At 37.6% G+C, this 23,492-nt stretch carries 27 protein-coding genes and 1 riboswitch; of the genes, 3 read left to right on the top strand and 24 right to left on the bottom strand.

The features are described from left to right. Window positions 1-154: 154 nt before the first annotated feature. The 10 genes from ccsB to WQ54_RS06250 form a co-directional block, all read right to left on the bottom strand. A complete protein-coding gene (ccsB, locus tag WQ54_RS06295) occupies window positions 155-1,330 on the bottom strand; it encodes a c-type cytochrome biogenesis protein CcsB (RefSeq protein ID WP_046513654.1) in 1,176 nt (391 codons plus the stop codon). 21 nt (window positions 1,331-1,351) lie between these two features. Next, on the bottom strand, window positions 1,352-2,974 hold the full coding sequence (locus tag WQ54_RS06290; RefSeq protein WP_046513651.1) for a cytochrome c biogenesis protein ResB: 1,623 nt from the start codon (window positions 2,972-2,974) through the stop codon (window positions 1,352-1,354). A gap of 16 nt (window positions 2,975-2,990) precedes the next feature. Further along, the gene (gene resA, locus WQ54_RS06285; protein WP_046513648.1) at window positions 2,991-3,512 is read right to left on the bottom strand and encodes a thiol-disulfide oxidoreductase ResA; all 522 of its coding nucleotides are present in this window, start codon (window positions 3,510-3,512) and stop codon (window positions 2,991-2,993) included. Window positions 3,513-3,609: 97 nt separating this feature from the next. After that, on the bottom strand, window positions 3,610-4,338 hold the full coding sequence (rluB, locus tag WQ54_RS06280; protein WP_046513645.1) for a 23S rRNA pseudouridine(2605) synthase RluB: 729 nt from the start codon (window positions 4,336-4,338) through the stop codon (window positions 3,610-3,612). Between the two features lie 402 nt (window positions 4,339-4,740). Then, window positions 4,741-5,271, bottom strand: a complete 531-nt coding sequence (locus WQ54_RS06275; RefSeq protein WP_046513643.1) for a spore maturation protein — start codon at window positions 5,269-5,271, stop codon at window positions 4,741-4,743. Between the two features lie 6 nt (window positions 5,272-5,277). Next, entirely contained in the window at window positions 5,278-5,865 is a 588-nt protein-coding gene (locus tag WQ54_RS06270; RefSeq protein WP_046513640.1) for a nucleoside recognition domain-containing protein, read from the bottom strand. After that, a complete protein-coding gene (locus WQ54_RS06265) occupies window positions 5,858-7,009 on the bottom strand; it encodes a D-alanyl-D-alanine carboxypeptidase family protein (protein ID WP_052737684.1) in 1,152 nt (383 codons plus the stop codon). Before WQ54_RS06265 ends, WQ54_RS06270 begins: the two co-directional genes overlap by 8 nt. Window positions 7,010-7,083: 74 nt before the next feature. Further along, window positions 7,084-7,545 (bottom strand): DUF3907 family protein, encoded by a 462-nt coding sequence (locus WQ54_RS06260; RefSeq protein ID WP_046513637.1) that lies wholly within the window; start codon window positions 7,543-7,545, stop codon window positions 7,084-7,086. 201 nt (window positions 7,546-7,746) lie between these two features. Then, on the bottom strand, window positions 7,747-8,337 hold the full coding sequence (scpB, locus tag WQ54_RS06255; protein ID WP_046513732.1) for an SMC-Scp complex subunit ScpB: 591 nt from the start codon (window positions 8,335-8,337) through the stop codon (window positions 7,747-7,749). A 9-nt stretch (window positions 8,338-8,346) separates the two neighbouring features. Then, window positions 8,347-9,090, bottom strand: coding sequence for a segregation/condensation protein A (locus tag WQ54_RS06250; protein ID WP_046513635.1), 744 nt, complete (start codon window positions 9,088-9,090; stop codon window positions 8,347-8,349). Window positions 9,091-9,342: 252 nt separating this feature from the next. On the opposite strand from WQ54_RS06250, the gene WQ54_RS32450 reads away from it, so the two are divergent. Then, the gene (locus WQ54_RS32450) at window positions 9,343-9,438 is read left to right on the top strand and encodes a YjcZ family sporulation protein (RefSeq protein WP_084821859.1); all 96 of its coding nucleotides are present in this window, start codon (window positions 9,343-9,345) and stop codon (window positions 9,436-9,438) included. Window positions 9,439-9,715: 277 nt separating this feature from the next. Beyond that, a complete protein-coding gene (locus WQ54_RS06245) occupies window positions 9,716-10,246 on the top strand; it encodes a DUF309 domain-containing protein (RefSeq protein ID WP_046513632.1) in 531 nt (176 codons plus the stop codon). Window positions 10,247-10,483: 237 nt separating this feature from the next. Here WQ54_RS06245 and WQ54_RS06240 read toward each other — a convergent pair whose 3' ends face one another. The 5 genes from WQ54_RS06240 to WQ54_RS06215 all read right to left on the bottom strand — a co-directional run bounded on the left by WQ54_RS06240 (window position 10,484) and on the right by WQ54_RS06215 (window position 14,417). Next, window positions 10,484-10,846: a GNAT family N-acetyltransferase gene (locus WQ54_RS06240; RefSeq protein ID WP_046513629.1), complete on the bottom strand. Its 363-nt coding sequence runs from the start codon at window positions 10,844-10,846 to the stop codon at window positions 10,484-10,486. Between the two features lie 184 nt (window positions 10,847-11,030). Beyond that, on the bottom strand, window positions 11,031-11,495 hold the full coding sequence (gene ribE / locus WQ54_RS06235) for a 6,7-dimethyl-8-ribityllumazine synthase (protein WP_046513627.1): 465 nt from the start codon (window positions 11,493-11,495) through the stop codon (window positions 11,031-11,033). A gap of 30 nt (window positions 11,496-11,525) precedes the next feature. Then, entirely contained in the window at window positions 11,526-12,719 is a 1,194-nt protein-coding gene (locus tag WQ54_RS06230; protein WP_046513625.1) for a bifunctional 3,4-dihydroxy-2-butanone-4-phosphate synthase/GTP cyclohydrolase II, read from the bottom strand. 38 nt (window positions 12,720-12,757) lie between these two features. Then, window positions 12,758-13,405, bottom strand: a complete 648-nt coding sequence (gene ribE / locus WQ54_RS06225) for a riboflavin synthase (RefSeq protein ID WP_046513623.1) — start codon at window positions 13,403-13,405, stop codon at window positions 12,758-12,760. Between the two features lie 237 nt (window positions 13,406-13,642). Next, a riboswitch (FMN riboswitch) is annotated at window positions 13,643-13,791 on the bottom strand. 191 nt (window positions 13,792-13,982) lie between these two features. After that, on the bottom strand, window positions 13,983-14,417 hold the full coding sequence (locus tag WQ54_RS06215; RefSeq protein ID WP_046513617.1) for a peptidylprolyl isomerase: 435 nt from the start codon (window positions 14,415-14,417) through the stop codon (window positions 13,983-13,985). 247 nt (window positions 14,418-14,664) lie between these two features. On the opposite strand from WQ54_RS06215, the gene WQ54_RS06210 reads away from it, so the two are divergent. Next, window positions 14,665-15,549, top strand: coding sequence for a DUF1002 domain-containing protein (locus tag WQ54_RS06210; RefSeq protein WP_197089553.1), 885 nt, complete (start codon window positions 14,665-14,667; stop codon window positions 15,547-15,549). Window positions 15,550-15,756: 207 nt separating this feature from the next. Here WQ54_RS06210 and lysA read toward each other — a convergent pair whose 3' ends face one another. The 9 genes from lysA to sigF form a co-directional block, all read right to left on the bottom strand. Then, window positions 15,757-17,079, bottom strand: coding sequence for a diaminopimelate decarboxylase (gene lysA, locus WQ54_RS06205; protein ID WP_046513614.1), 1,323 nt, complete (start codon window positions 17,077-17,079; stop codon window positions 15,757-15,759). A 242-nt stretch (window positions 17,080-17,321) separates the two neighbouring features. Further along, complete coding sequence (locus WQ54_RS06200) at window positions 17,322-18,794, bottom strand: spore germination protein (RefSeq protein WP_046513612.1); 1,473 nt, start codon at window positions 18,792-18,794, stop codon at window positions 17,322-17,324. Then, on the bottom strand, window positions 18,778-19,356 hold the full coding sequence (locus WQ54_RS06195) for a stage V sporulation protein AE (protein WP_046513610.1): 579 nt from the start codon (window positions 19,354-19,356) through the stop codon (window positions 18,778-18,780). The genes WQ54_RS06200 and WQ54_RS06195 overlap by 17 nt, the downstream gene beginning before the upstream one ends. Before the next feature lie 8 nt (window positions 19,357-19,364). After that, window positions 19,365-19,715, bottom strand: coding sequence for a stage V sporulation protein AE (gene spoVAE, locus WQ54_RS06190; protein WP_046513606.1), 351 nt, complete (start codon window positions 19,713-19,715; stop codon window positions 19,365-19,367). Continuing rightward, window positions 19,715-20,737 carry a stage V sporulation protein AD gene (spoVAD, locus tag WQ54_RS06185; protein WP_046513604.1) on the bottom strand — a complete coding sequence of 341 codons (1,023 nt, stop codon included), beginning with the start codon at window positions 20,735-20,737 and terminating at the stop codon, window positions 19,715-19,717. Before spoVAD ends, spoVAE begins: the two co-directional genes overlap by 1 nt. A gap of 15 nt (window positions 20,738-20,752) precedes the next feature. Further along, window positions 20,753-21,208, bottom strand: coding sequence for a stage V sporulation protein AC (gene spoVAC, locus WQ54_RS06180; protein WP_046513602.1), 456 nt, complete (start codon window positions 21,206-21,208; stop codon window positions 20,753-20,755). Window positions 21,209-21,222: 14 nt separating this feature from the next. Beyond that, window positions 21,223-21,645 (bottom strand): stage V sporulation protein AB, encoded by a 423-nt coding sequence (locus WQ54_RS06175; protein WP_046513727.1) that lies wholly within the window; start codon window positions 21,643-21,645, stop codon window positions 21,223-21,225. Beyond that, window positions 21,635-22,258, bottom strand: a complete 624-nt coding sequence (locus tag WQ54_RS06170; RefSeq protein ID WP_046513599.1) for a stage V sporulation protein AA — start codon at window positions 22,256-22,258, stop codon at window positions 21,635-21,637. Before WQ54_RS06170 ends, WQ54_RS06175 begins: the two co-directional genes overlap by 11 nt. Window positions 22,259-22,730: 472 nt before the next feature. Beyond that, window positions 22,731-23,489, bottom strand: a complete 759-nt coding sequence (gene sigF / locus WQ54_RS06165; RefSeq protein ID WP_046513598.1) for an RNA polymerase sporulation sigma factor SigF — start codon at window positions 23,487-23,489, stop codon at window positions 22,731-22,733. Window positions 23,490-23,492 lie beyond the last annotated feature (3 nt).

The raw sequence follows: 23,492 nt of genomic DNA, 5'->3' as shown, positions 1-23,492 counted from the left end.
CCAAAAGCAAATATAAATTTTATACTTTCTTAACTTTTAAGAAAAGCCTTCACTGCATAGGAGTGAAGGCTTTGACAGCAGCGTTAAATGATGTTCATGCTACTAAGTACATGTTTTTTTGTCTATCTACCTAGTATTTTAAATCAACTATTATTTATGCATAAGAATGTAAGCCCGCAATGACTAAGTTTACAAAAATTAAATTAAACATAATAATCGCAAAGCCAATTACGGCAAGCCATGCTGATTTTTCACCATGCCAGCCTTTTGAAAGCCGCAGATGCAAATAGGCAGCATAAAACAGCCATGTTATCAAAGCCCATACTTCTTTTGGATCCCATCCCCAAAAACGAGTCCAGGCAATTTGCGCCCAAATCATAGCAAAGATTAATGCGCCAAGCGAGAATACTGGGAATCCAATGGCAACGGAACGGTATCCTATTTCATCAACAAGATCTAAGTTGACGTTTTTGGTGAAAGGCTTAATAAGCTGTGAGATTCGTTTGCGGAAAATAAGTCTTAATGCCCCATATAAAATCGACCCAACTATTACAGACCAAATCACGGTATTAAGTTTTCGTGCTGAAATAATTGCAGGAAGCTCGACAAACGGTTCAAATTTCCCCTCGGTTAATAATTCTCCTTCATGCGGTCCAACTAAAGCAGGGAGATTAAATTCCATGACAGCATCTTGGCCTTCTTTGTCCACCCAATTGAATTCAGCTTGATAGTCCATTGCTCTAAAGGCAGTTGTTATGATGATAAATCCAATTGTAACAACTAAGACATACATTACGGCTTCCAACCAAAATGTTTTTTTCGTCGATTTCGTTTGATCAACTATCGTCACTAGATGAATAATTCCTGCTACTGCACTGATCGCTAGAATCGCCTGTCCAAGAGCAGCAGTTGTCACGTGAATATATAACCAGTGACTTTGCAATGATGGTATCAGAGGGCTAATATCTGATGGAAACATACTTCCATAAGCAATAATTAATATAACAATAGGTAAGGTAAATAGACCTAAAACAGCAACTCTGTAGATAAAGAAAAGAATAATAAAAGCTAGTACAAGCATCATTCCAAATGCTGTGGTAAACTCAAATAAATTACTTACAGGTGCATGACCTGATGCAATCCATCTTGTGATAAAATAGCCTAATTGCACAGCAAAACCAATAATCGTGGTTGCAATGGCAAGAACCGTCCATTTACTCATTTTATCCGTTTTGCTTCGTTTATCCCGTATTGAGCCGCCGAATAGGAAGACCGCAACCAAATACAAGATAAACGCAATTTCTAATAATGTACTGCTAATTGCTGCCACATGGTTCCCTCCTTTTTAAAGTTATTCTTTTTCCCTTTGGTCTTTAGGGATAGTTAATGACGTTCCGTCTAATAATAATTTTAATTCGTTTTGCAAAGCATAATAGTTTTTGTTTGTATGACCAGCAATTAATACCTCATCACCATTGCGTTTTATCCAAATTCGACGATGGTTCCAATACATTCCTTGAATAACACCAATCATAAAGATCGCGCCGCCGACTCCTAAGATCCAGAGAGTCAAATCTTTCCTAACCGTTAAGGCCGTTAAATTTTTCGTTTCAACACCTTCAAATTTCATCTTATACTGATTATCTCCGGAGGGTTCTATCGTTTGTTGGATCGCAACAAAACTTGTCTCACCTTTAGGAGTTTCAGGGGTAATCATTTTAAAAACGAAGGCCGGATTATTTGGAATACTTGTTTTAGTGGCTGGTACGCCCTCATCATTAAAAAAGAAATCTGGCAAATAGGTTGTTATCTCAACTTTGTAGCCATTTCCTAAATCATATTTCGTTTTTGGATTTAGAAGATCTACTTTTATCTGACCAAAGCTTTCTTCTGTTTCCTTGTCTATAAAACTAAATGTCATTTTATTTAATTCATTTAATTTATAATCTACTTGATAAAGAGCGAATGAATCAAATTTAAGTGGTTCATTTACCCGAATTTTTGCTGTATCTACTTCTTGAAGTTCAGGCTTTGCACCGTGGACAATTTCACCTTTTCGTTCATATAATACGACATTTGATTGAAAGTTCTTAACAACAGAGCCGTCTCCTGCTCGTGTAATGGCGTTTTCAAATACTTCTTTTTCATTTTCTTTTTCGTAAACTTCCATAATGAATTTTTTATTTTCCAGATAGTATTTCCCGTTTGTCCCTGGAATGACTTCTGTTTCGCCTTCGCGTACCCATAGCACGTCATCGACATACATACCGGGAACAGAACGAAGCATTGCACCTAAAAGAAAAATGATCAGTCCGCAGTGATTAACATATGGACCCCATCTGGAAAAGCGTCCTTTTTCGGCCAATAAGCTGCCATTTTCTTCTCTTACATTGTAGCGGCGGGAAATGAGACGTTTTTTTATTTCTTCTAGATGAAGCTCCTTGGTTTTCGTAGAACTAAACAGCCGCTGACGTTTCATGAATGTGTCATGGCGGGTAACACCTTGCTTTTTCAATGCCCGGTAGAGAGGAACAAAGCGATCCAAGCTGGCAATAACAAGAGAGATCCCTAATGATGCGACTAAAATCATGTACCACCATGAACCATATAAATTATGAAACCCTAAATCATAATATAATTGTCCCAGAACTCCATATTCGTCTCTGTAAAATTCGCTTGCAGTTACTGATGGCGGTATGTACATCTCCTGAGGAAACACGGTACCAAGAGCTGAAGCTATTAAGAGCAATACAATGATCCAGATTCCCACTTTGACAGATGAAAAGAAATTCCAAATTTTATCGATAATCGATTTTTTATATGTTTGAGAGCGTCTTGCAGTTCCTTCATACTTCATATCCAATAGTTTTTTAGTTTCTTTTGTCTCTTTATCACTTATTGGATTTCCACAGGCTTCACATAAATGTGTGCCTTCAGGATTTGCATGACCGCACTCACATTGTACCTTATCCATCCCAAAAACTCCCCATTTAAGGTTTGATTTGTTCCATAAAGTCTCTTACCATTCTCTCTGTTAATGAACCCGATGTAATATGTACAACTTCTCCCTCAGGATTGATTAAAAATGTAGTTGGCAAAGGGCCTACACCAAAAGCATTTAATACTTGACGATCTTTATCAAGTAGTATAGGGAATGATAAGTCATGTCTATTAACAAAGCTTTGAACGGCAACATTTGATTCTGCAATATTAACCGCTAAAACCACTACTCCCTGTTCTTTATAATATTCATATTGATTTTCCATGTACGGCATTTCGCGTTCACAAGGCTCACACCAAGTTCCCCAGAAGTTTAGGAAGACACCCTTTCCCTTATAATCGGATAGCTGATGCTGATTCCCTTGTAAATCCACTAATTGAAAATCAGGCGCTGCACTTCCTACTTTTACCTTTTCTTTACTGACAAAGAAATTTGTATATAAGGTATACCCTAAGGCACCAATTAAAACGATTAAGATAATAGAGCGCATTAGTAAGCGTTTTTTCTTCATGGACTAACTCCCCTACAATTTAAACATTCAAAGCCATTATAACACTATTAAAATGCATGATCTGCCGCAGTTTTTGAAGTTTATGTGAAAACTTAATTCACGTATTACCATGCTGTGCAAGAGCCCGGAGCTGTTTTACTTCGTGTGGCGACAGCTCTCTTGAATCACCGGTAGAAAGTCCTTTTAAATCTAAAAATGCATATCTCTCTCTTTTTAGCTTTTGAACGGGATGGCCGATCGCTTCAAGCATTCGGCGAACCTGGCGATTTCTGCCTTCGCGAATTTTCAATTCCACAATGCTTGTCTGTTTTTTCTTATCGATTGATAATACTTTAACGACTGCAGGTGCTGTCTTCCCATCTTCCAGATGGATCCCTCTTTCTAGCTGCTTTATTTTTTCACGAGGTGGGATTCCTTTTACTTTAGCCACGTAGGTTTTTTCAATCTCATAACGTGGATGCATAAGACTGTTGGCAAATTCACCATCGTTTGTTAATAGCAGCAACCCTGATGTATCATAATCAAGCCTTCCCACGGGATAAATTCTTTGCTTAATATACGGGAAGAAATCCGTTACTACCTTTCTGCCTTTGTCGTCTTTCACTGCTGAAATAACACCTGTAGGCTTGTATAAAAGCAAATAAACCGGTTCTTCTCGCTCTAATGGTATACCTTCGACCTCAACTTGATCATGGTCGCTCACCTTTGTGCCAAGCTCTTTTACTATTTTACCGTTCACCTTTACCTTACCTTCTAAAATTAGCTGCTCCGCTCTTCTTCTTGATGCGACGCCAGCATGAGCTATTACTTTTTGTAAACGTTCCATCTATTTCACCTCGTTAACATATTACTGCTTTCATCTTTTTTTAACAAGTTTCGACAATCGGACATGAAAATATGACCTTATCGTACAAACTCTTCTTGTTGATTGATTTATAAACGACAAAATTCTGCCTAATTATCATACCACATTTTTGCTAATATGTTTTATTTCCTTAGCTATGTTCCCAAGGCATGTTTGTTTTTGGGACTATGAGCTTGAAATTGATATGCGGGACCCTTCTTTGAAAGGGATTCACTAGGTGACAATGGAGGAGGCTGTTCAATGGGTAAGCCAACACCTGGAGAGGAAATCATCCGTTTAACAGTTCAAATTCATTCGATATTGTATTAACACAAAAAAGACTACTCTTTATCATTGAGCAGTCCCTTTGTTAACTATCATGATCTATGCAAACATCAAAGTGACAATTAATATCGCGGCAACAATTCCGACAAGATCCGCCAAAAGGCCAACCTTTAAGGCATCACCCATTTTTCTAATTCCGACTGCACCAAAATAAACAGTCAAAACATACAAGGTTGTATCAGTGCTTCCTTGCATTGTTGCGGCAAGCATTCCAACAAATGAATCCGGCCCATAGGTGGCGATGATATCCGAGGTTAAACCTAAAGCTGCTGTCCCAGAGATAGGGCGGATAAATGCGAGGGGCATAATTTCAGCCGGGATATGCAGCACATCCAACATAGGCTTCATGAAAGTCATCAAAAATTCTAATGCACCTGAGGCACGAAAGATTGATATGGCAACAAGCATCCCAACTAAATAAGGAATGATTGAAAAAGAGATTGTTAACCCTTCTTTTCCACCTTCCACAAAGGTTTCATATGTGGGAACTTTTTTTAGCGTCCCATATATTAATATAAAACCAATTATTACTGGAATTAACCATAAAGATAACACACCTATGATTCCCATACCTGATCACCCTTTTCTCTTTCTCCGGTAATAAAAGAACCGATCAATCAAAATTCCGCCTATTGCTGAAATAAATGTAGTAATTAGGGTAGGTCCAACGATGCTTGTCGGTGAAGAAGAACCATAAGTCATCATGATCGCAATAACAGTTGTTGGAATTAGAGTTATGCTTGATGTGTTAATCGCCAAAAACGTAATCATCGATCGACTTGCTTCATCTGAGTTTCCGTTGAGAACCTTTAATTGTTCCATTGCTTTTATTCCTAATGGTGTTGCCGCATTTCCTAATCCAAACAGGTTAGCCATCATATTTGACAGCATATACCCCATAGCCGGATGGTCAGGAGGAACCTCTGGAAATAGCCTGGACACAATTGGTTTGAACAATTTGCCTAGCTTTTCTAATAATCCTGCTGCTTCAGCTATTTTCATTAATCCAAGCCAAAAGACAAGCACACTAATTAACCCAAACGAAATTGTTACTGCTTCCTTTCCGCCTTTAAAGATCGCTTCGTTTACTTGATCCATTGTTCCATTAAACATCGCAAAGACTATACCAATAACCGTTAAAAAGACCCAAATAAGATTAACCATATTTATTTACCCCTGCTGCTGCAAAAAATAGATTTTTGAACAATTCCCAAAAGGAGTTCTTCGGTTTTTCTACTTTTCCATTATCAAAATAAATGGGTACCCTTTCGATTTCCTTTTCATCAAGCTTAACGGACACTTCCCCTACTACATTTGGGACATCCTTGGGTTCCTCCCAATCTTTTTTTGGGGTTAGCAAAGAAAGATTAATTTTAATTTTTTCTTGTTCATCTGTTGTTAATGGATATAAAATATCACGATTAATAAACACGTTATTTTGGTAAAATTCATTTTCGATATTGTTTAGAGTTCCTTCCTTCTTGATTTTTACCAATTCATAGTTGTTGAACGCATAATTATGCAGGTTGATATGATCATCCCAATCATTTGGATCATTCAATGTCACGACAATCGTATTAAATCCGTCTTTTGACGCTGTTGAGACGAGCGTTCGCTTTGCTCTAACGGTGTAACCTGTTTTTCCGCCCGTACTATATTTATAAAGACCTGTCACTAATTTATTTTTGTTATGCCATACTCTGTCCCATTTTTCATTAGGATTTGGCGCTTTATGTGTTTCCGTATCTGAAATTTTTCGATATGTTTCATTTTTCATTGCGTATTGGGTTAAGATTGCCATATCATACGCTGTGGAAAAATGATTTTCATGGTCGTCAAGCCCGTGAGGATTGGAAAATTCAGTGTTTGTCATCCCTATTTCCTCAGCTTTTTGATTCATCATGACTACAAAGCCTTCTAAGCTACCGCCAACATACTCAGCAATTGCAACTGCCGCATCATTTCCCGACCTAAGCATTAAACCATAGACAAGATCCTCTAATTTTATTTTTTCACCCTTTTGTAAATAAACAGAGGAACCTTCGGCTTGTAATGCCCTATCACTTACCTTCACCATCTCCTCCAGCTTACCTGACTCAATAGCGAGGATGGCAGTCATAATCTTAGTAATACTGGCAATTCTCATCTTTGTGTTGGCTTCCTTTTCATATAGTATTCGGCCTGACTCCTGGTCGATTAAAATTGCAGCTTGAGCACTAACATCAACTGCTGATGAACGATGGGGAAATAATGTTATTAACAAAAAAATGACGATCATACCGGTTGTTACTTTCTTTATGTACAGCATATCGGTCCACGTCCCCTTACTTGTTTTGTACAAGTTTATGCAGGTGGACAAAGCTTATGAATGAATTTTGAAAATTACACTTGAATTCCAAAGTCTAATTCTTCACGAATAGCCAGAAAGTCATTTTCCAAGGAGATGATGATACCTGCCAAAGAAGGCGGAGGGGTTTTTCTAAAAATAATGGTATTGGTACCTGTGTAGGAGCTTCTACTATCTTCAAACCAAACATCATTTTTCGGCTGAAAATATCGTTCTATACATTGATGATATACTTTATAAAGAAGCTGTTTTGTTGACACTTCCTTTAAAGACTGATTTCTAATAGCCATTAAGCAGGCTTCAAGGGCTTCCTCACAAAATACGACTAGTTTTCGAACTGTTTTTAATAATTCTTTGAAGTAATCTATATCTCCTTCAATTTCAGCTTCTAATGAGGAAAGTGTAATTTCATTCAAATAATTTGTCATTTTTCCAACTACATTTTCTAAAAATGTAATAACATGTTTAAGCTCTGATTTGATTCCTGTACCTTCCAAATCATACACCCTTTCGTTACTTCTTAAATCCTCTGAAGGAATTTTCTATTGGCTAATATAAAAGTAATTCCATCTTATTTTTTCAGAAATAAGTATATGCTAGGTTCTTTCGCAACTGAACAAAAATAAGGCTGACTTTGAAAATTTATGTTAGCCACCTGATCGATGGAAACATATCTCTAAGTCAGCCTTATAAATTTATTATTTTAAATCCTCTAATGTTTCATTAAACTTTTCAAAAAATAAATCTGCTTCTTCCTGCTCAAATGAATCTTCAGCTTTGTCTGGAAGTGGCGGCAGTTCTCCAATTGATTTCAATCCAAAATATTCAAGGAATTCCTTTGTTGTTCCATAGAGAATGGCCCGGCCCGTTCCATCTGCTCTGCCAACCTCTTTTATCAAAATTTTTGAAAGGAGTGTTTGGATAGGCCGTTCCGTTTTCACTCCGCGAATTTCTTCTATCTCAGACCTTGTTATTGGTTGGCGGTAAGCAATAATCGCTAATGTTTCGAGCGCTGCTTGTGAAAGTGAGGAATTTACCGGTGCCTCAACTAATCGTTTTAAATAGACAGCATGTTCTTTTTTAGTTGTCAGCTGATATTGTCCGGCCACTTCAACTAATTCAATGCCCCGCTCCTTTTCTTTATAGCTTTGTGAAAGCTCCTCTAAAATACCCGTGACTTCCTGTTCATCAATCTCTAAAACAACAGCAAGCTGTTTTAAAGAAAGGCCCTCGTCACCGGCTGCAAACAAAAGAGCTTCAACAATCGATTTCCACTCAATTACACCCAAGGACATGAGCTACTCACTCCCCATTACATAAATATCTGCAAAATTATTCTCTTGTTCAATTATTACTAAATGTGATTTCATCAATTCCAAGATTGCTAAAAAGCTAACAACCAAATGGTCTTTGCTGTTAGAAGGAAATAAATCAACAAATCTCCGTCTTCCGGGATTTGTTCGTAAATCATCTAAAATTTCTTCCATTCTTTTTTCAATCGGAATTTCTTGCCTGGCAATTTTGGTTTGGAGAGGTTTTTGAATTTTTTTTCTCCTTAACATTTTTTGAAAAGCGCCAAGCATGTCATAAAGCGAAACATTTAGGGAATCCATCTGATTCACAGTCTGTGACCCATATTCGCTTAAATCGCTAGGAGGCTTTGTATAAACTTGTGAGCGGTCTTCTTCAAGTGTACGCAAATCCTGTGCTGCTTCTTTATATCTACGGTATTCAATTAATCTTCTCATCAATTCTTCACGAGGGTCCTCTTCAGGCTCACCCTCAAACTCATCCTCAAACAACTCTTCCTCTTGTTTCGGCAACAGCATTCTGCTCTTAATTGAAAGTAATGTTGCAGCCATAACTAAATATTCAGAAGCAATATCAAGCTCCAATTCTTGCATTGTGTGAATATAAAGCATATATTGCTCCGTGATTTCCGATACAGGAATATCATATATATCAATTTCCAGGCGATTAATTAAATGAAGCAAAAGATCTAATGGACCTTCAAAAGCATCGATTTTCACATGATACTGCAATTTTATATCCCACCATTCTTACAACTAGCCACCATATAGTATAGAGTAAATTTTCTGCATGTCCAAGAAATATTTGAGGTATTTTACAAAAACGGTCATTTTTTAGCCGATTGACTGACTAGACAGCTTTAAAAATAGGTTCCTATTTTGTTTAGGATTAAAATACCTAAAAAATAGACATTAGCCCATACATTTCTGTTATGGTCTCATATATTACAAATGTAATAGCTCAACATTAAGGAGGAATTCTAAATGGGTGAACAAGGTTTTAACTATGGTGGAGGATTTGCGTTAATCGTTGTCTTGTTTATTTTATTAATCATTGTTGGTGCTGCTTGTATATATTAAGATAAAAGCGGCAGCTCCTTGACCAGCACGGAGATGAATTAGACGCAAGGAATAGATGACGTTCTTTGTCTATAGTTCCTTAGTGGATAGAATTGCTGGGCTTGGTGCTGGCAGTCAAACCAGCGACCACAATCGCCATGACTGCACTTACACGTCCTGTGCTTCGGATACTGGTACATGCGTGCTTATTAATCAAAGAGGCTGCTGTTCATTCAGCAGCCTTTAAATGATTATGCTACAATGTTATTTATTGGAGAACTGAAGGGATGTATTCGGTATGTATGAACAAGCATATATTGACTATCTCATATATTTTCATTGTGATCGTGACTATTTTGAGTGCCATGAAATACTTGAAGAACATTGGAAAAAAGATCCGCCCACTAAACGAAAAAACTACTGGGTAGGATTAATACAGATCGCTGTTGGCTTATACCATCATAGACGCGGAAATTTTGCCGGGGCTGCAAAAATGATATCTAACGCTATTAAGCTGCTAAAGAATGAGCAGCATGACCTTCAAAGGCTTGGATTACATAAAGAGGAGCTAATAAAACAATTATTAATTAGAAAGAATGAAATTCTAGATGGCAAGTGCTATTATAGTTTCAATCTTCCTATCATTGATCAAGAATTAGTAACGATTTGCAAAACACAATGTCATGATCAAAAAAATTGGGGAAACGCCAGTGACTTTACAAATGAGTATTTAATCCATAAACATACAAAAAGAGATCGGACAGATATAATAGAAGAACGAAAAAACCAGCTTGAGCTCAGAAAATCAAGAAAAACGGAAACGCCTTGAACAACCAAGGGCAAATAAATTTCTCATAGAAGGCGTTCTTTGTTTCAATTCCTGAGCGGCTAGACTCTAGAGTTGCAAGATACTGGATCTATGTTCAAATAGTATCCATTCTTTTCTTTAAAAAAGCAGAAATTTGAAAAGGGAAGTTTTTAGGTGACCTAGGCATAAATTACCTTCTAAAATAAAGATAAAGAGGCTGCCTCAAAAAGGAAAATTCTCCTGAGACAGCCTCTTTTACTAACAATCTTTGTTATCACTTTTACACTTTTTAAAAAATGCTTCTGTTTCGTCATTAGGAACAACAGATTTGTTTTTGTAGAGGTCTTTCACTGCATTGACCATACGTTTACCAACACCTTGCTGGCGATGGGACGGGTTCACTGAGATATGTTGTACTTCTACAAGCTCATCACCTTTAAGAACAACTCCAATTGCACCGATAATATCCTCTTCTTGCTTCCAGAGAAACAACTGCCAATCATCTGCGGTTTCATACTGTTTAACTGTTTGTTGTAATTGCTTCAGATCCTTTTCCGCCGGCATAAATGACAGGAGGCCCATTGCAATTTTTTCAAAACTCTTCTTATAACGTATTAACATATATACCCCTCATTAACGAAATAGCTCCCTAAAAAGCGAAAGCAATAGTTTTCCACCGATAAATTAGTAAGATAAAAATGCGTTTTTAGTGATATTCGAATTCAAGAACAATAGCTCTTTTGAGAAACCACTTCTCACAACATTATAAACAGTTTTTTATCGATTTTAAACACTTTTAGGAAAATTAATCAAGGGCTTTAAGTAAATTAGACATTTCAATTGCAGTAACAGCAGCTTCATACCCTTTATTGCCAGCTTTTGTTCCAGCTCTTTCCACCGCTTGCTCGATTGTCTCAGTCGTTAAGACACCAAATACAACCGGAACTCCTGTTGACAATGAAGCTTTTGAAATTCCTTTTGCAGCCTCGTTACAGACATAATCATAATGTGTAGTCGAACCACGGATTACAGTACCAAGTGTAATAACTGCATCGTATTTGCCAGATTCAGCTAATTTCTTAGCAACTAACGGTAATTCAAAGGCACCTGGAACCCAAGCAACAGTTACATTCTCTTCTTCAACACCATGTCTTCTTAATCCATCCTCTGCTCCGCCTAAAAGCTTTGATGTAATAAATTCATTAAAACGAGCGACAACGATCGCAACTTTTAATCCGCTCCCTATTAAATGACCCTCAAATGTTTTCATTTTTCATTCCTCCAAAAAATTATGTTTGTTTTAAAAATGTAAAAAATGACCCAATTTTTCATACTTTGTTCTTAAGTAATTTTTATTTTCTTCTCTTGCAGGCATTTCAATCGGAACCCGGTCCAAAACGGTTAAGCCATATCCTTCAAGACCTGCAATTTTTCTTGGGTTATTTGTTAATAATTTCATCTTGTCAATCCCTAAATCTTTTAGGATTTGAGCTCCTATCCCGTAGTCTCTCAAATCAGGAGCAAAGCCCAGCTTTTCATTTGCTGCAACTGTATCATAGCCCTCTTCTTGAAGCTTATATGCTCTCATTTTGTTTAGCAGCCCAATCCCTCTGCCTTCTTGGCGCATATATAACAGCACACCTTTGCCTGCCTTTTCGATTTGAGCAAGTGCAGCATGTAATTGTGGACCACAATCACATCTGTAAGAGCCAAAAACGTCACCTGTTAAGCATTCGGAATGCACCCGTACCAATGTAGGTTCATCATCTGCAATTTCACCTTTTATAAGCGCGATATGTTCTTTATTATCTAATAAGTTTGAATACCCGATCGCTTTAAAGGTACCATATTCTGTTGGCAAGTCTATTTCAATTTCCCTTTTTACTAATTTCTCGCTGCGATTACGGTATTGTATTAAATCCTTAATTGTAATCATTTTTACATCTAACTGCTCAGCAATTTTAAGTAAATCCGGTACCCTTGCCATCGTTCCATCTTCTTTAATAATTTCACAGATCACACCGCCTGGTTTTGCACCGCATAGAATAGAAAGGTCAACTGCGGCTTCTGTATGGCCTGCTCTGCGAAGTACTCCGCCCTCTTTTGCTATTAATGGAAACGTGTGGCCAGGACGTTTAAAATCTGCAGGTTTTGTGTCATCTGATAACAGTGCCCGAACGGTGTCTGCACGTTCGTAGGCGCTTATTCCAGTTGAATTTGTTTTATAATCAACACTAACTGTAAAAGCCGTTCCATGGGGATCAGTATTTTGATTGACCATAGGTGATAGATCTAATCTTTTCGCTTGTTTTTCAGTAATCGGTACACACACTAATCCTCTTCCATGTTTAATCATAAAATTTATCGTTTCTGGTGTCACCCGGTCAGCTAAGGAGACAAAATCCCCTTCGTTTTCACGATCCTCATCATCAACAACAATAATAACTTTTCCCACTTTTAAATCAGCAATCGCATCTTCAATTTTATCAAACATTGTCAAGCCCCCTTCATTTTATTTTCGTTTTCCTATCATTAATAAAAGCCATTTTCTTCTAAAAATGATTTACTTAATGAAGAGCCCTTTGGATTTATCTGTTGATTTAAAAATTTCTTAATATATTTTCCTATCATATCGCATTCAATATTCACGATGTCCCCAACATCCTTTGTGCCCAGAATCGTTTCTGTCAAAGTATGTGGAATAATTGAAATAATAACCTTGTTTTTTTCTAAGCCGAAAATGGTCAAGCTAATGCCGTCGATTGTAATTGAGCCCTTATGGATTAACGTTTCTGTTAACTCTTCAGAAACCTGCATTTCATAATAAACAGCATTTGAGACACGCTGTTTTTTAATGATTTTGGCAATCCCATCCACATGTCCTGAAACAAAATGGCCGCCAAATCGGCCGTTTGCTGCCATAGCCCTTTCCAAATTAACCTTTGATCCTTGTTTTAATTGGTTCAGAGACGTACTTTTGACTGTCTCTGGCATGACATCTACAGAAAAAGAAGCAGAATTAAACTCTGTTACTGTTAAACATACACCGTTTACTGCGATACTATCTCCTAAGGAAATATCATCCATTATCCTTTTTGCCCCGATCGTAAAGACAAATGCGTCTTTCGAACTTTGAATACTAGTAATTATTCCAATCTCTTCGATAATTCCCGTAAACATCAGCTTCCCTCTCTTTGTTACAGCTTTTGTAAAACCTTTTGGTCTCTCTAACGTGAGCCTAAACTGCCATTCAACCTCCCTTTTTATATAATGGCCATATTTACGTTTACATAAAATAAAAGCCCAAAGTCTGCAGACTAAGGGCTTGTAAGTTGAGAAATTGATATTTGAGTACGTCAAATAAGAGTATTAAAACCCAAATTTTAAAAAAGATTTTAATACACCGCAAAAATTCGCGCAATTCTTCTCCCATCCAGACTTTAACTGTCGGCTCTAGAGTTTCACTAGATCCACCGTTAACAATTGTTAACGGGTCACGGACTAAGAAGCAAGATTTTAGCTTCATCACCGCCGGTAGGGAATTCCACCCTGCCCCGAAGAATGTAAACCGAAATATGAAGTTATAAATTTATTTTATCCGTATAATGTGAGAAACGCAATCATAAAGCTTGTTAATTAATAAATTAATCCTCAACAGCGTTTTGGAGTACCTTTTTACTGACTGTTAGTTTCCGAAAGAAAATATAAAAAAAGGATGACGCTAATGAATATGCCATTAACGTCATCCTTTTGCACCTTACTCTTCGAATACTTTTACTTCCTTCATAACATTATTCGGCTTAATTTTATAAACTGCCTCAAGGTTTTCAATGACTTTACCAAACACAGTGTGGACACCATTTAAATGCGGTTGTGGTTCATGTACGATGAAGAATTGGCTGCCGCCTGTATCTTTTCCTGCATGCGCCATTGAAAGTGACCCTGCTTCATGCTTATGCGGATTGCCTTCTGTTTCACATTTAATAGTGTAACCAGGGCCGCCTGTACCTGTTCCGTGTGGGCAACCGCCTTGAGCAACAAATCCAGGAATGACACGGTGAAACGTTAAACCGTTGTAAAATCCTTCATTTGCTAATTTTTCAAAGTTTGCTACAGTGCCGGGTGCTTCATTTTCGAATAATTCAAAAACGATTGTATCCCCATTTTCCATTGTAATTTGTGCTTTTTTCATATGTATGAAACCTCCAATAAATATTATACGTCTAATAGACATGAACACCATTCTATTCTACTATATTCAAGGAGTGAACAGCAAATAAGATCAATCACCATGTAACCTTACATTGTAATCCGTATAGAAACATGTTACCCTAACGTTTAACAACCTTACTTACCAAGCAATACGTCTTACTGACTGAAAAAGCATTATAATTGATGGTGTCAAAGAAATTCTGTAACAAATTAAGGAGGTTATCCCTTTGAAAAAAATTATGTTAAGCATAATTGCGATACTAATATTTGCATTTCCCTCACTTAGCCACGCTGATGCGGTGGTCGGTGATCTTATTATTACGCTTGGAGAAGATTTAACAGAGCAACAAAGACAACAACTACTAACTGAAATGGATGCGAAGGAAGAAAATCAGATTATTACTGTTTCTAATGCTGAAGAGCATAAATATTTAGGGAATTACATTCCCAAAGCGACAATAGGAACAAAAGCAATTTCTTCTTCAAGTATTACGATTGAAAAGGAAGGATCTGGACTCGAAGTATCCACTAAAAATATTAATTGGGTAACAGATGAAATGTATTTAAATGCGTTAATGACAGCTGGAGTAAAGGATGCAACCATTTATGTGACTGCACCGTTCGAGGTTTCAGGTACAGCAGCATTGACAGGGTTGATCAAAGCTTATGAAGTATCCGCAGATGAAGCGATCCCTGAGGATGTAAAGCAGGTCGCTAATGAAGAGCTTGTTACAACAGCTAAGCTTGGTGATGAGGTTGGTGCAGAAAATGCCTCTGCCCTTATGGCTAAAATAAAAGATGAAATCGCAAAAAATGGTGTTCCAGAAACTGATGCCGATCTTCGCGCCTTAATTGAAGATTCGGCAAAAGAACTAGGAATTACTTTATCAGAGGAAGATATTAATAGCTTGATTGACCTATTTAATAAAATGAAAGACATTAATATTGACTGGAATCAGGTGGGTCAGCAGCTCGATCAAGCAAGAGATAAAATCTCAAAATTCCTGAACTCTGAGGAAGGCCAAACGTTTTTACAACAACTAGAAGACTTTTTTATCGCTTTATGGAATGCGATCATTTCGATCTTTACTAATAATGAACAATCCGCTTAATTAAAAAAGCGCCGGCATGCAAAAACCGAAGTTTTTTGCCGACTTTCCTTACAACTCCTGTGCTTTGAAGCTGAATGTTATGGCCAATTCACAGTATAAAAATTTTATCATACCCTAATCAAAAATAAAGCGGTGAAATTCTCAAGAATTTCACCGCTTGTTTTTATTAAATTAGATAATTGCTAAACCTTAGTTTTTTAATAGAGATCAGCCTTGTGATACCTTTGATTTTAAAGGAAGGTCATTCACAATTAAATCTTCATAGCTTTCTCGTTTTATCACTAGCTGTGCTTCCCCATTTTCAACGAATACTACTGCAGGGCGAGGAATTCTATTGTAATTATTTGCCATAGAATAACCATAGGCTCCTGTACAGAAAACAGCTAATAGATCTTCTGCTTGAACATCTGGCAATGGTAAATCCCAAATTAACATATCCCCGCTTTCACAGCATTTCCCTGCAATAGAGACCGGCTTGTCATGCTTTTCAGTTACTCGATTGGCTAACACCGCTTCATATTTCGCTTGATAAAGCGCTGGACGGATGTTATCGCTCATACCGCCATCAATCGCCACATACTCTCTGATATTCGGTACAGTTTTTTTCGATCCAACTGTATATAGTGTTGTACCAGCATCACCTACAAGGGAACGGCCTGGTTCAATCCAAATTTCAGGCATGGTTATTCCCATGTCATCTACCTGTTTCTTTACAGCTTCTACAATTTGTTCTACATAATATGTTGCTGGAAGTGGCTCATCTTCTTGCGTATAGCGTATACCAAAGCCGCCGCCTAAGTTGACAACTTCTGGTATATACGAAAATTCTTCCTTCCAAGCCTTGATTTTTTCAAAAACTCTTTCTGCAGCTAAAACAAATCCGGCTGTATCAAAAATTTGTGATCCGATATGACAGTGAATGCCTAATAAATGAATACCATCAGAATCAAGTACCGTTTTCATTGCTTGTTCGATTTGACCATTTAACAAACCAAAACCAAACTTGGAATCTTCCTGACCTGTTGTAATATAATCATGTGTATGTGCTTCAACACCAGGTGTTACACGTAAAAGAATCGGTACTTGTCTGCTATATTCCTTTGAAAGCTCGGAAATAAGCTCAATTTCATAAAAGTTATCGACTACAATACAACCTACTCCATGATCTAACGCCATTTTTAACTCTGCACGACTTTTATTATTGCCATGTAAATGAATTCTCGATGCTGGAAAACCAGAAGTGATTGCTGTAAAAAGCTCCCCTCCAGACACAACGTCTAGTGACAAGCCCTCTTCATTAATTAATTGGAACATTGCAATCGAAGAAAAGGCTTTACTCGCATAGGCAACTTGTGCTTTTACACCTATATTTTCGAATGCCTGTTTAAAGCTTCTTGCACGATCTCTAATTAAAGCTACATCATAAATATAAAGAGGTGTACCATATTCTTTAGCTAATGTAACCGTATCAACTCCGCCTATTTCTAAATGTCCTGCATCATTTATCTTACTTGTACCATGTAAGAACAACTTGTATCCCCTCTTTCTATATATAGGCTAGTTATGAAAATGTTCTTTTTACTCATGCACGATTGTAACCAATCAATCATTCCGCTAAAAAACATCTATTGATAATAAGCCATTCATTTTTAACTAAAAAGGAAAAAAAGACAGTTAACACCCAGCAGGCAAGTAACTGTCTGTTACGAAAAATCCTTTATAAATTAAACATACAATATCACAAATAAGGGGTACTTTCAATGTCACTTTACCTATTTTGGCTGTTTTTTTACATTTTGCGGATGAACAATACTTGGTCTAAGCTTTGCTCCTGGTACAGCCGTCCGTACGATAATTTGCCATAGGGCTTTTGCATTAAAAGGCAAGAAAGGCCATAGATAAGGAGTATTTAATGATTTTATACTAACAAGGAAAATTAATATCACTGTACAACCAATAATTAAACCTTCCAAATGGAATAAAGCAACTGCAGCTAATAAGACTAAACGAGCCATCTTATTGGCAACGCTGAGTTCATAACTTGGGGTTGCAAATGTTCCAATCCCTGCAATTGCTACATAAAGGATAACTTCAGGTACAAATAAACCGACATTGATTGCGATTTCACCAATTAAAGCTGCAGCGATTAACCCCATTGCCGTTGACAGCGCTGTTGGCGTGTGTATAGCCGCCATCCTTAAAAATTCCAACCCAAAATCTGCGAGGAAAATTTGCACTACAATCGGGATATTTTTTTTCTCATTTGGACCAATATATTTAATCTGTTCAGGTAATAATGAAGGTTCAATCGAATATAAAAACCAGATCGGCAGTAAAAAAATGGAAGCTAGAATCCCTAAAAAACGGACCCATCTTAGGAAGGTACCAACTGCAGGTGCTTGCCGATACTCTTCAGCATGCTGGACATGATGAAAAAATGTAGTAGGAGTAATAATGACACTTGGGGAGGTATCCACAATGATAATAACATGTCCTTCAAGCAAATGATTAGCCGCTACATCAGGTCTCTCGGTATATCGAACCAAAGGATATGGATTAAATCCCTGCTTCACTAAAAATTCCTCTACAGATTTATCGGCCATTGTAATGCCATCAATTTTAATCGTTTCTAATTCTTTTTTTATTGTTTTGACTAGTCCAGGGTCCGCTACATCTTCCACATATGCAATACATACATCTGTTTTCGAACGTTCCCCTATTCTCATCATTTCATATCTTAATCGTTCATCTCTAATTCTTCGTCTAATGAGTCCGGTATTGACGATAATATTTTCGACAAATCCATCTCTGGCACCACGAACAATTTTTTCTGTATCAGGCTCCTGCGGCTGCCTGCCGGGGTAGCTGCGTACATCAACAACTAAACCGTAAGTTGTGTCTTCTATTAAAAAGACGACTAATCCTGATAAAACTTGGTCTACCACATCATCCAAAGAATAAATCTTTTCAACGGATTGATTAACGAGTTGATTTTCAAGAACCTCTTTAAACTTTAATTTTTCAATCTCATCATCTTTTATCATTAAAAGCTGTCTTAATAATTGTGTGATATAAGCTGTATCACATAGGCCGTTAACATAGTATAAATTCACTCGGAAATCAGTGATTGTCAGCTTCCTAATCCCTAAATCAAAGCTTGTATTCAACCCTACATGGCTTTTAAAAAAATGTTCATTTTCTGCAAGATTCGCTGAGATTGGCCTTTTGTCAGTCTTTGTTGTCATGATATCCGCTCCTTTCTAAAATAAGTTCTACTGCTTTCATTGTGATAGGACATCCATTATTCACGCTGTCCTTTCGGGCCATTTTGCCGATATCCCCTATTCCCACAATAATCGGTACATCAAGTAGATCTAGACAATAAACGGTATCACCACTTATTCTGCCAACCTCAAGATCCTTTAACCCGCTTTTATCTACTCCATATTCTGTTAACTCACCAAAGCGGTCAATACTAACATCAACTCTTGCCCACTCAGTCTGATGTGTTTTAGACGCAACAGCGATAACACCTAGAACCTCGATTTGCTGATGCTCTGCCACATATTTTAAAGCTGTTTCACCTGCACCTTCACCTAATAGGCCACAATCATCAAACATGACAAAAACCGGGTCATTTTTAGCCTCGAGAATGAGCTGAACAATCTCTTGTCCACTTAGTGTCGTTGGATTTCCCTGAGACCTGGAAATGGCTCTGCCACCTATTTTAGCTGCAACATATTCAACTGTTCGTGCAGCATACTCATCCCCATCCGTTACTAAGATGACCTTTCGTTTTTTTGTCAATGTATATCCTATCCTTTCGGTTTAAAAATAAGTGCCATAATAAATGCAAACAAGATCGCTGCTGAAATACCTGCTGAAGTTAATTCAAAGATCCCCATTCCAATTCCAATAAATCCATGTTCATGTGCTTGTTCCATCGCTCCATGGAGCAAGGAATGTCCAAAGCTCGTGATTGGTACAGTTGCTCCTGCACCAGCAAATTCAATTAGTTTGTCATATAAACCAAAGCCATCTAAAATCGCACCTGATACAACAAAGACACTCATTACATGTGCCGGAGTTAATTTGAAAATATCTAAAAGCAGCTGGCCAATTACACAAATCGCTCCACCGACAACAAAAGCTATTAGGTATTCCATTAGCTATTCACACTCCTATCCGCTCGTTCAAATACCACTCCGTGTGCTATGGTAGGAATCGATTCTTTTTGTTGAATCATTGTCGGGCTTAATAATGCTCCAGTTGCTACGACGAAAACGCGGGACAAATTCCCTTGCTCTAATTCATTAAAGATATGGCTATACGTCACGACTGCAGAACAAGCACAGCCGCTTCCACCGGCAAATACCTTTTGATCAGGACGATACACCATTAATCCGCAATCATTATGTTTATCGTGAACATCAAAGCCTTCCTCTTTAAGCATTTCTTTTACAATAGGACTTCCTACTCCAGATAAATCACCTGTTAAAAACAAATCATAATCATCAGGTGTTCTGTTTAAATCCTTCAAATGCTGGGCAATAGTATCTGCAGCAGCAGGTGCCATTGCTGATCCCATGTCAAAAGGATTTTTAATTCCCAGATCTGCAACCTTTCCAATAGTGGCCGATGTAATTCGGATATTGCTGACTTCTTTACTAATTAAGACTGCTCCAGACCCTGTAACAGTAAATGTTGCTGTGTCAGGCTTTTGCCCGCCATATTCCGTCGGATACCTAAACTGTCTTTCTGCTGTTGCATTATGGCTGCTAGTTGCGGCGATGACACGGCTAGCAAATCCTCCATCTATTAAAGCTGATCCGACAGCAACTGTTTCCATAGAGGTTGAACATGCACCAAACATACATAGAAAAGGGATATTTACATGTCGGGCAACATAATTAGCAGTCACATTTTGATTTAACAAATCTCCAGCTAACAAAAGGTCTATATCATCTATTGTTTTGTTTCCCTTTGTTAAACATTGCTCAATTGCTTGTTCCATTAATCTTCTTTCTGCAAGTTCCCAATTATCCTCACCACAATGGAGTTCTTTATGTTTAACATCAAAATGTTGCCCTAATGGTCCATCCGCTTCCTTGGGACCCACTGCCGTACCACTAGATTGAACAAATAACGGATTTTCAAATTGCCATGTTTGTTTACCTGTTAACTTCATCACCGTCACCCCACTCTAAAATACAATTCCGTAAAAATAACGTATGATCCCAACAACGTAGGCTGCGACAGCACCAAAAACGATGACGCTTCCGGCCAACTTAAACATATTTGTCGCAACTCCTAATACAATTCCTTCGCTTCGATGCTCGATCGCAGCACTTGTCATGGAATTGGCAAAACCAGTAACTGGAACCGCTGAGCCAGCACCTGCAAACTGCCCTATCTTATCATAAATTCCAAAGCCCGTTAAAAGGGCTGAAATAAGAATTAATGTTGCAACTGTCGGATTACCGGCATCTTTCTCTGAAAAGTTCATTACATTCATATAAAAGTTTTGTATCGCTTGCCCCAGCAAACAAATGAGTCCGCCGATAATAAATGCTTTGAGACAATTAAGGAAATATGGCGGTTTTGGCTGGTAATTTTTTATCCGATTTTTATAATCTTCCTTCATTTTAGGCTTTGCCATACTGCTACCTCCCTTTAATGATTAACGAAATACATCCAGTGGAAAAGTGAACCTGCGATTTTTCCTAGGACAATGGCCATTAGTAAAATAATAATTTTATCTCCTAATCCGATCCTCTTTGCTAAAATCGGAAAAACATTTAAAACTTCTGTCAAAGCTGCTGCCAGCATGCCAACAAACATCCCGTTAAGGAGACCGACGGGGACCAGCCATAATGCCGACTGAAACAGGAGGGTATCTCTTAAACTTATCCAGCCTATCAAGACAGCCCCTAAAATAATCGCCCATTCATATACGTGAATGAATTGATACGTTTTTGTTAACTGAGTCAGTCGCGGAATGATCCCAAGTACCGCAAGAAACGCTACAAATCCGGAACCTACAACTAATCCCCCTGATAAGCCGATGATAATTAATAGCAAATTTTCAACGATCATCATTTGCTTCGTTTAAGTTCTCCTTATTTTCGTTCATTGCTACATACTTATCTAAATCCAACTGATAATTAAAGATTTCAACTTCTAAGGGACTCGGCTCCTCATTAATTCTTTTCTTAAATAAATGATTAAAAAACAACACCATTCCCAAACCTAAGCCAATTGAATATGGTATTTGCAGCAAGAGCGGCTGGGTATTTGTCTTTCCAGTTACGATCTTGTGAATTCGCTGATGTACCTGCTGCATGCTCACGTCCTCATGAAAATTCATGATAGCAAGGCCTGCTCCAATAAAAAGCAGTAACCATACTGCGCAAAATAAAAGTGGAGAAAGCTTTTTCTTTTCAAAAACAATTTCTATAACTGTTTGTGACGAGCCAATTGCTTGGACATCGATATGAGGGTCAAATTTATGTATTTCTTTTATAACGTGCATGACGTCAATGACCACCATATTTTTATCACTTGGTTTAATTTTGTGAATGAAAAGTTCTCTTAGCTGTTCCGTCAACTCCTTATCACCGACGACGAGTGCGACTTTATCAATCGTAATAACATCGTTAGGATGGACTTGAATGCGATGACGAAGTCTGATATATACCGTCTTTTCCATCAAGATTCACTTCCTAATGATTGATTTGGTATAAAGGAAAAGGAGCTTCTCTTGCTTAAGTCACTTAAACGAGATTTACAGCTTCATCCTTTATGGCTTCTTTTCTTATTCATTTCATCATTTTCATTTTGCCTGTATATCTAGTATGCATAGGCACAATTTTAATCATACAATCCTAAGTTGAAGTCCATTAATTACCATGAAAGATTTGTTTATTTTTTTAAGCACAAAAAAGCTGACCCAATGCTTGAGTCAGCTATGTTTTTTATCCCATATTAACGGGCAGTAAAACCCCCGCCTCAATATTCTGTTATTGCTTAAGAAAATACGTCCCATTCTAACTGCCAATAAAGATCCGACGAGTATTTGTTGCCTAAGTCAGAAGAAAGCCACAGATGAGGCGGTTTTGAAATGATATGAATCGTTAACCATCAGTTGGATGAAGAACCTCGCCACTGATGGAAGTCTCACTTTATTGATTCATCTTATCCTTCATTTGCTGCAAGATCTTTTTTTCAAGGCGTGAAACCTGTACCTGTGAAATACCTAACCGATCTGCAACCTCAGATTGAGTTTGATCTTTATAATACCTTAAGTATACAATAAGTCTTTCGCGTTCATCGAGATCACGAATTGCATCCTTTAACACAATTTTGTCAAACCATTTCGTTTCGGTATGGTCTGCAATTTGATCAAGTAATGTTATCGGATCTCCATCATTTTCATAAACGGTCTCATGGATGGATGAAGGTGCTCTAACAGCTTCTTGTGCGAGAACCACATCTTCGGGAGAAATATCTAAGTAGTTTGCGATTTCTGCAACAGTGGGTACCTTCCCCATTGTTTTCGATAGCTCATCTCGGGCACGCCGAATTTTATTCCCTAATTCCTTTAGTGATCGACTAACCTTAACAGTTCCATCGTCTCTAATAAAACGTTGGATTTCACCGATGATCATCGGTACAGCATAGGTTGAAAATCGCACATCATAGGATAAATCAAATTTATCAACAGATTTAAGTAAACCAATGCTTCCTATTTGAAACAAATCATCAGGTTCATAGCCGCGATTCAAAAAGCGCTGGACAACTGACCAAACAAGACGCATATTTTTTTGAATGATTAAATCACGTGCCTCTTGGTCACCTTCTTGACTACGGCGAATTAAATCCTTGACTTCATGGTCCTTTAACTGTGTTTTTGATTGATCGTTCTTGACCTCCACATCCATAGC

The organism is Bacillus sp. SA1-12 (genome assembly GCF_000981385.1).
GTDB lineage: Bacteria > Bacillota > Bacilli > Bacillales > Bacillaceae > Metabacillus.
This window is presented reverse-complemented; position numbering and strand designations above follow the sequence as displayed.

What these genes read in the sequence shown, in the direction of transcription:
- spoVAD (WP_046513604.1), bottom strand. Translation starts at nt 20,737, where the DNA reads ATGAAGTTAACAGGTAAACAAACATGGCAATTTGAAAATCCGTTATTT.
- WQ54_RS06175 (WP_046513727.1), bottom strand. Translation starts at nt 21,645, where the DNA reads ATGATCGTTGAAAATTTGCTATTAATTATCATCGGCTTATCAGGGGGA.
- spoVAC (WP_046513602.1), bottom strand. Translation starts at nt 21,208, where the DNA reads ATGGCAAAGCCTAAAATGAAGGAAGATTATAAAAATCGGATAAAAAAT.
- sigF (WP_046513598.1), bottom strand. Translation starts at nt 23,489, where the DNA reads ATGGATGTGGAGGTCAAGAACGATCAATCAAAAACACAGTTAAAGGAC.
- resA (WP_046513648.1), bottom strand. Translation starts at nt 3,512, where the DNA reads ATGAAGAAAAAACGCTTACTAATGCGCTCTATTATCTTAATCGTTTTA.
- WQ54_RS06275 (WP_046513643.1), bottom strand. Translation starts at nt 5,271, where the DNA reads ATGGGAATCATAGGTGTGTTATCTTTATGGTTAATTCCAGTAATAATT.
- WQ54_RS06200 (WP_046513612.1), bottom strand. Translation starts at nt 18,794, where the DNA reads ATGACAACAAAGACTGACAAAAGGCCAATCTCAGCGAATCTTGCAGAA.
- WQ54_RS06245 (WP_046513632.1), top strand. Translation starts at nt 9,716, where the DNA reads ATGTATGAACAAGCATATATTGACTATCTCATATATTTTCATTGTGAT.
- WQ54_RS06290 (WP_046513651.1), bottom strand. Translation starts at nt 2,974, where the DNA reads ATGGATAAGGTACAATGTGAGTGCGGTCATGCAAATCCTGAAGGCACA.
- WQ54_RS32450 (WP_084821859.1), top strand. Translation starts at nt 9,343, where the DNA reads ATGGGTGAACAAGGTTTTAACTATGGTGGAGGATTTGCGTTAATCGTT.
- WQ54_RS06230 (WP_046513625.1), bottom strand. Translation starts at nt 12,719, where the DNA reads ATGTTTGATAAAATTGAAGATGCGATTGCTGATTTAAAAGTGGGAAAA.
- WQ54_RS06265 (WP_052737684.1), bottom strand. Translation starts at nt 7,009, where the DNA reads ATGCTGTACATAAAGAAAGTAACAACCGGTATGATCGTCATTTTTTTG.
- WQ54_RS06215 (WP_046513617.1), bottom strand. Translation starts at nt 14,417, where the DNA reads ATGAAAAAAGCACAAATTACAATGGAAAATGGGGATACAATCGTTTTT.
- WQ54_RS06170 (WP_046513599.1), bottom strand. Translation starts at nt 22,258, where the DNA reads ATGGAAAAGACGGTATATATCAGACTTCGTCATCGCATTCAAGTCCAT.
- WQ54_RS06270 (WP_046513640.1), bottom strand. Translation starts at nt 5,865, where the DNA reads ATGGTTAATCTTATTTGGGTCTTTTTAACGGTTATTGGTATAGTCTTT.
- spoVAE (WP_046513606.1), bottom strand. Translation starts at nt 19,715, where the DNA reads ATGGAATACCTAATAGCTTTTGTTGTCGGTGGAGCGATTTGTGTAATT.
- ribE (WP_046513623.1), bottom strand. Translation starts at nt 13,405, where the DNA reads ATGTTTACGGGAATTATCGAAGAGATTGGAATAATTACTAGTATTCAA.
- rluB (WP_046513645.1), bottom strand. Translation starts at nt 4,338, where the DNA reads ATGGAACGTTTACAAAAAGTAATAGCTCATGCTGGCGTCGCATCAAGA.
- ribE (WP_046513627.1), bottom strand. Translation starts at nt 11,495, where the DNA reads ATGAAAACATTTGAGGGTCATTTAATAGGGAGCGGATTAAAAGTTGCG.
- WQ54_RS06240 (WP_046513629.1), bottom strand. Translation starts at nt 10,846, where the DNA reads ATGTTAATACGTTATAAGAAGAGTTTTGAAAAAATTGCAATGGGCCTC.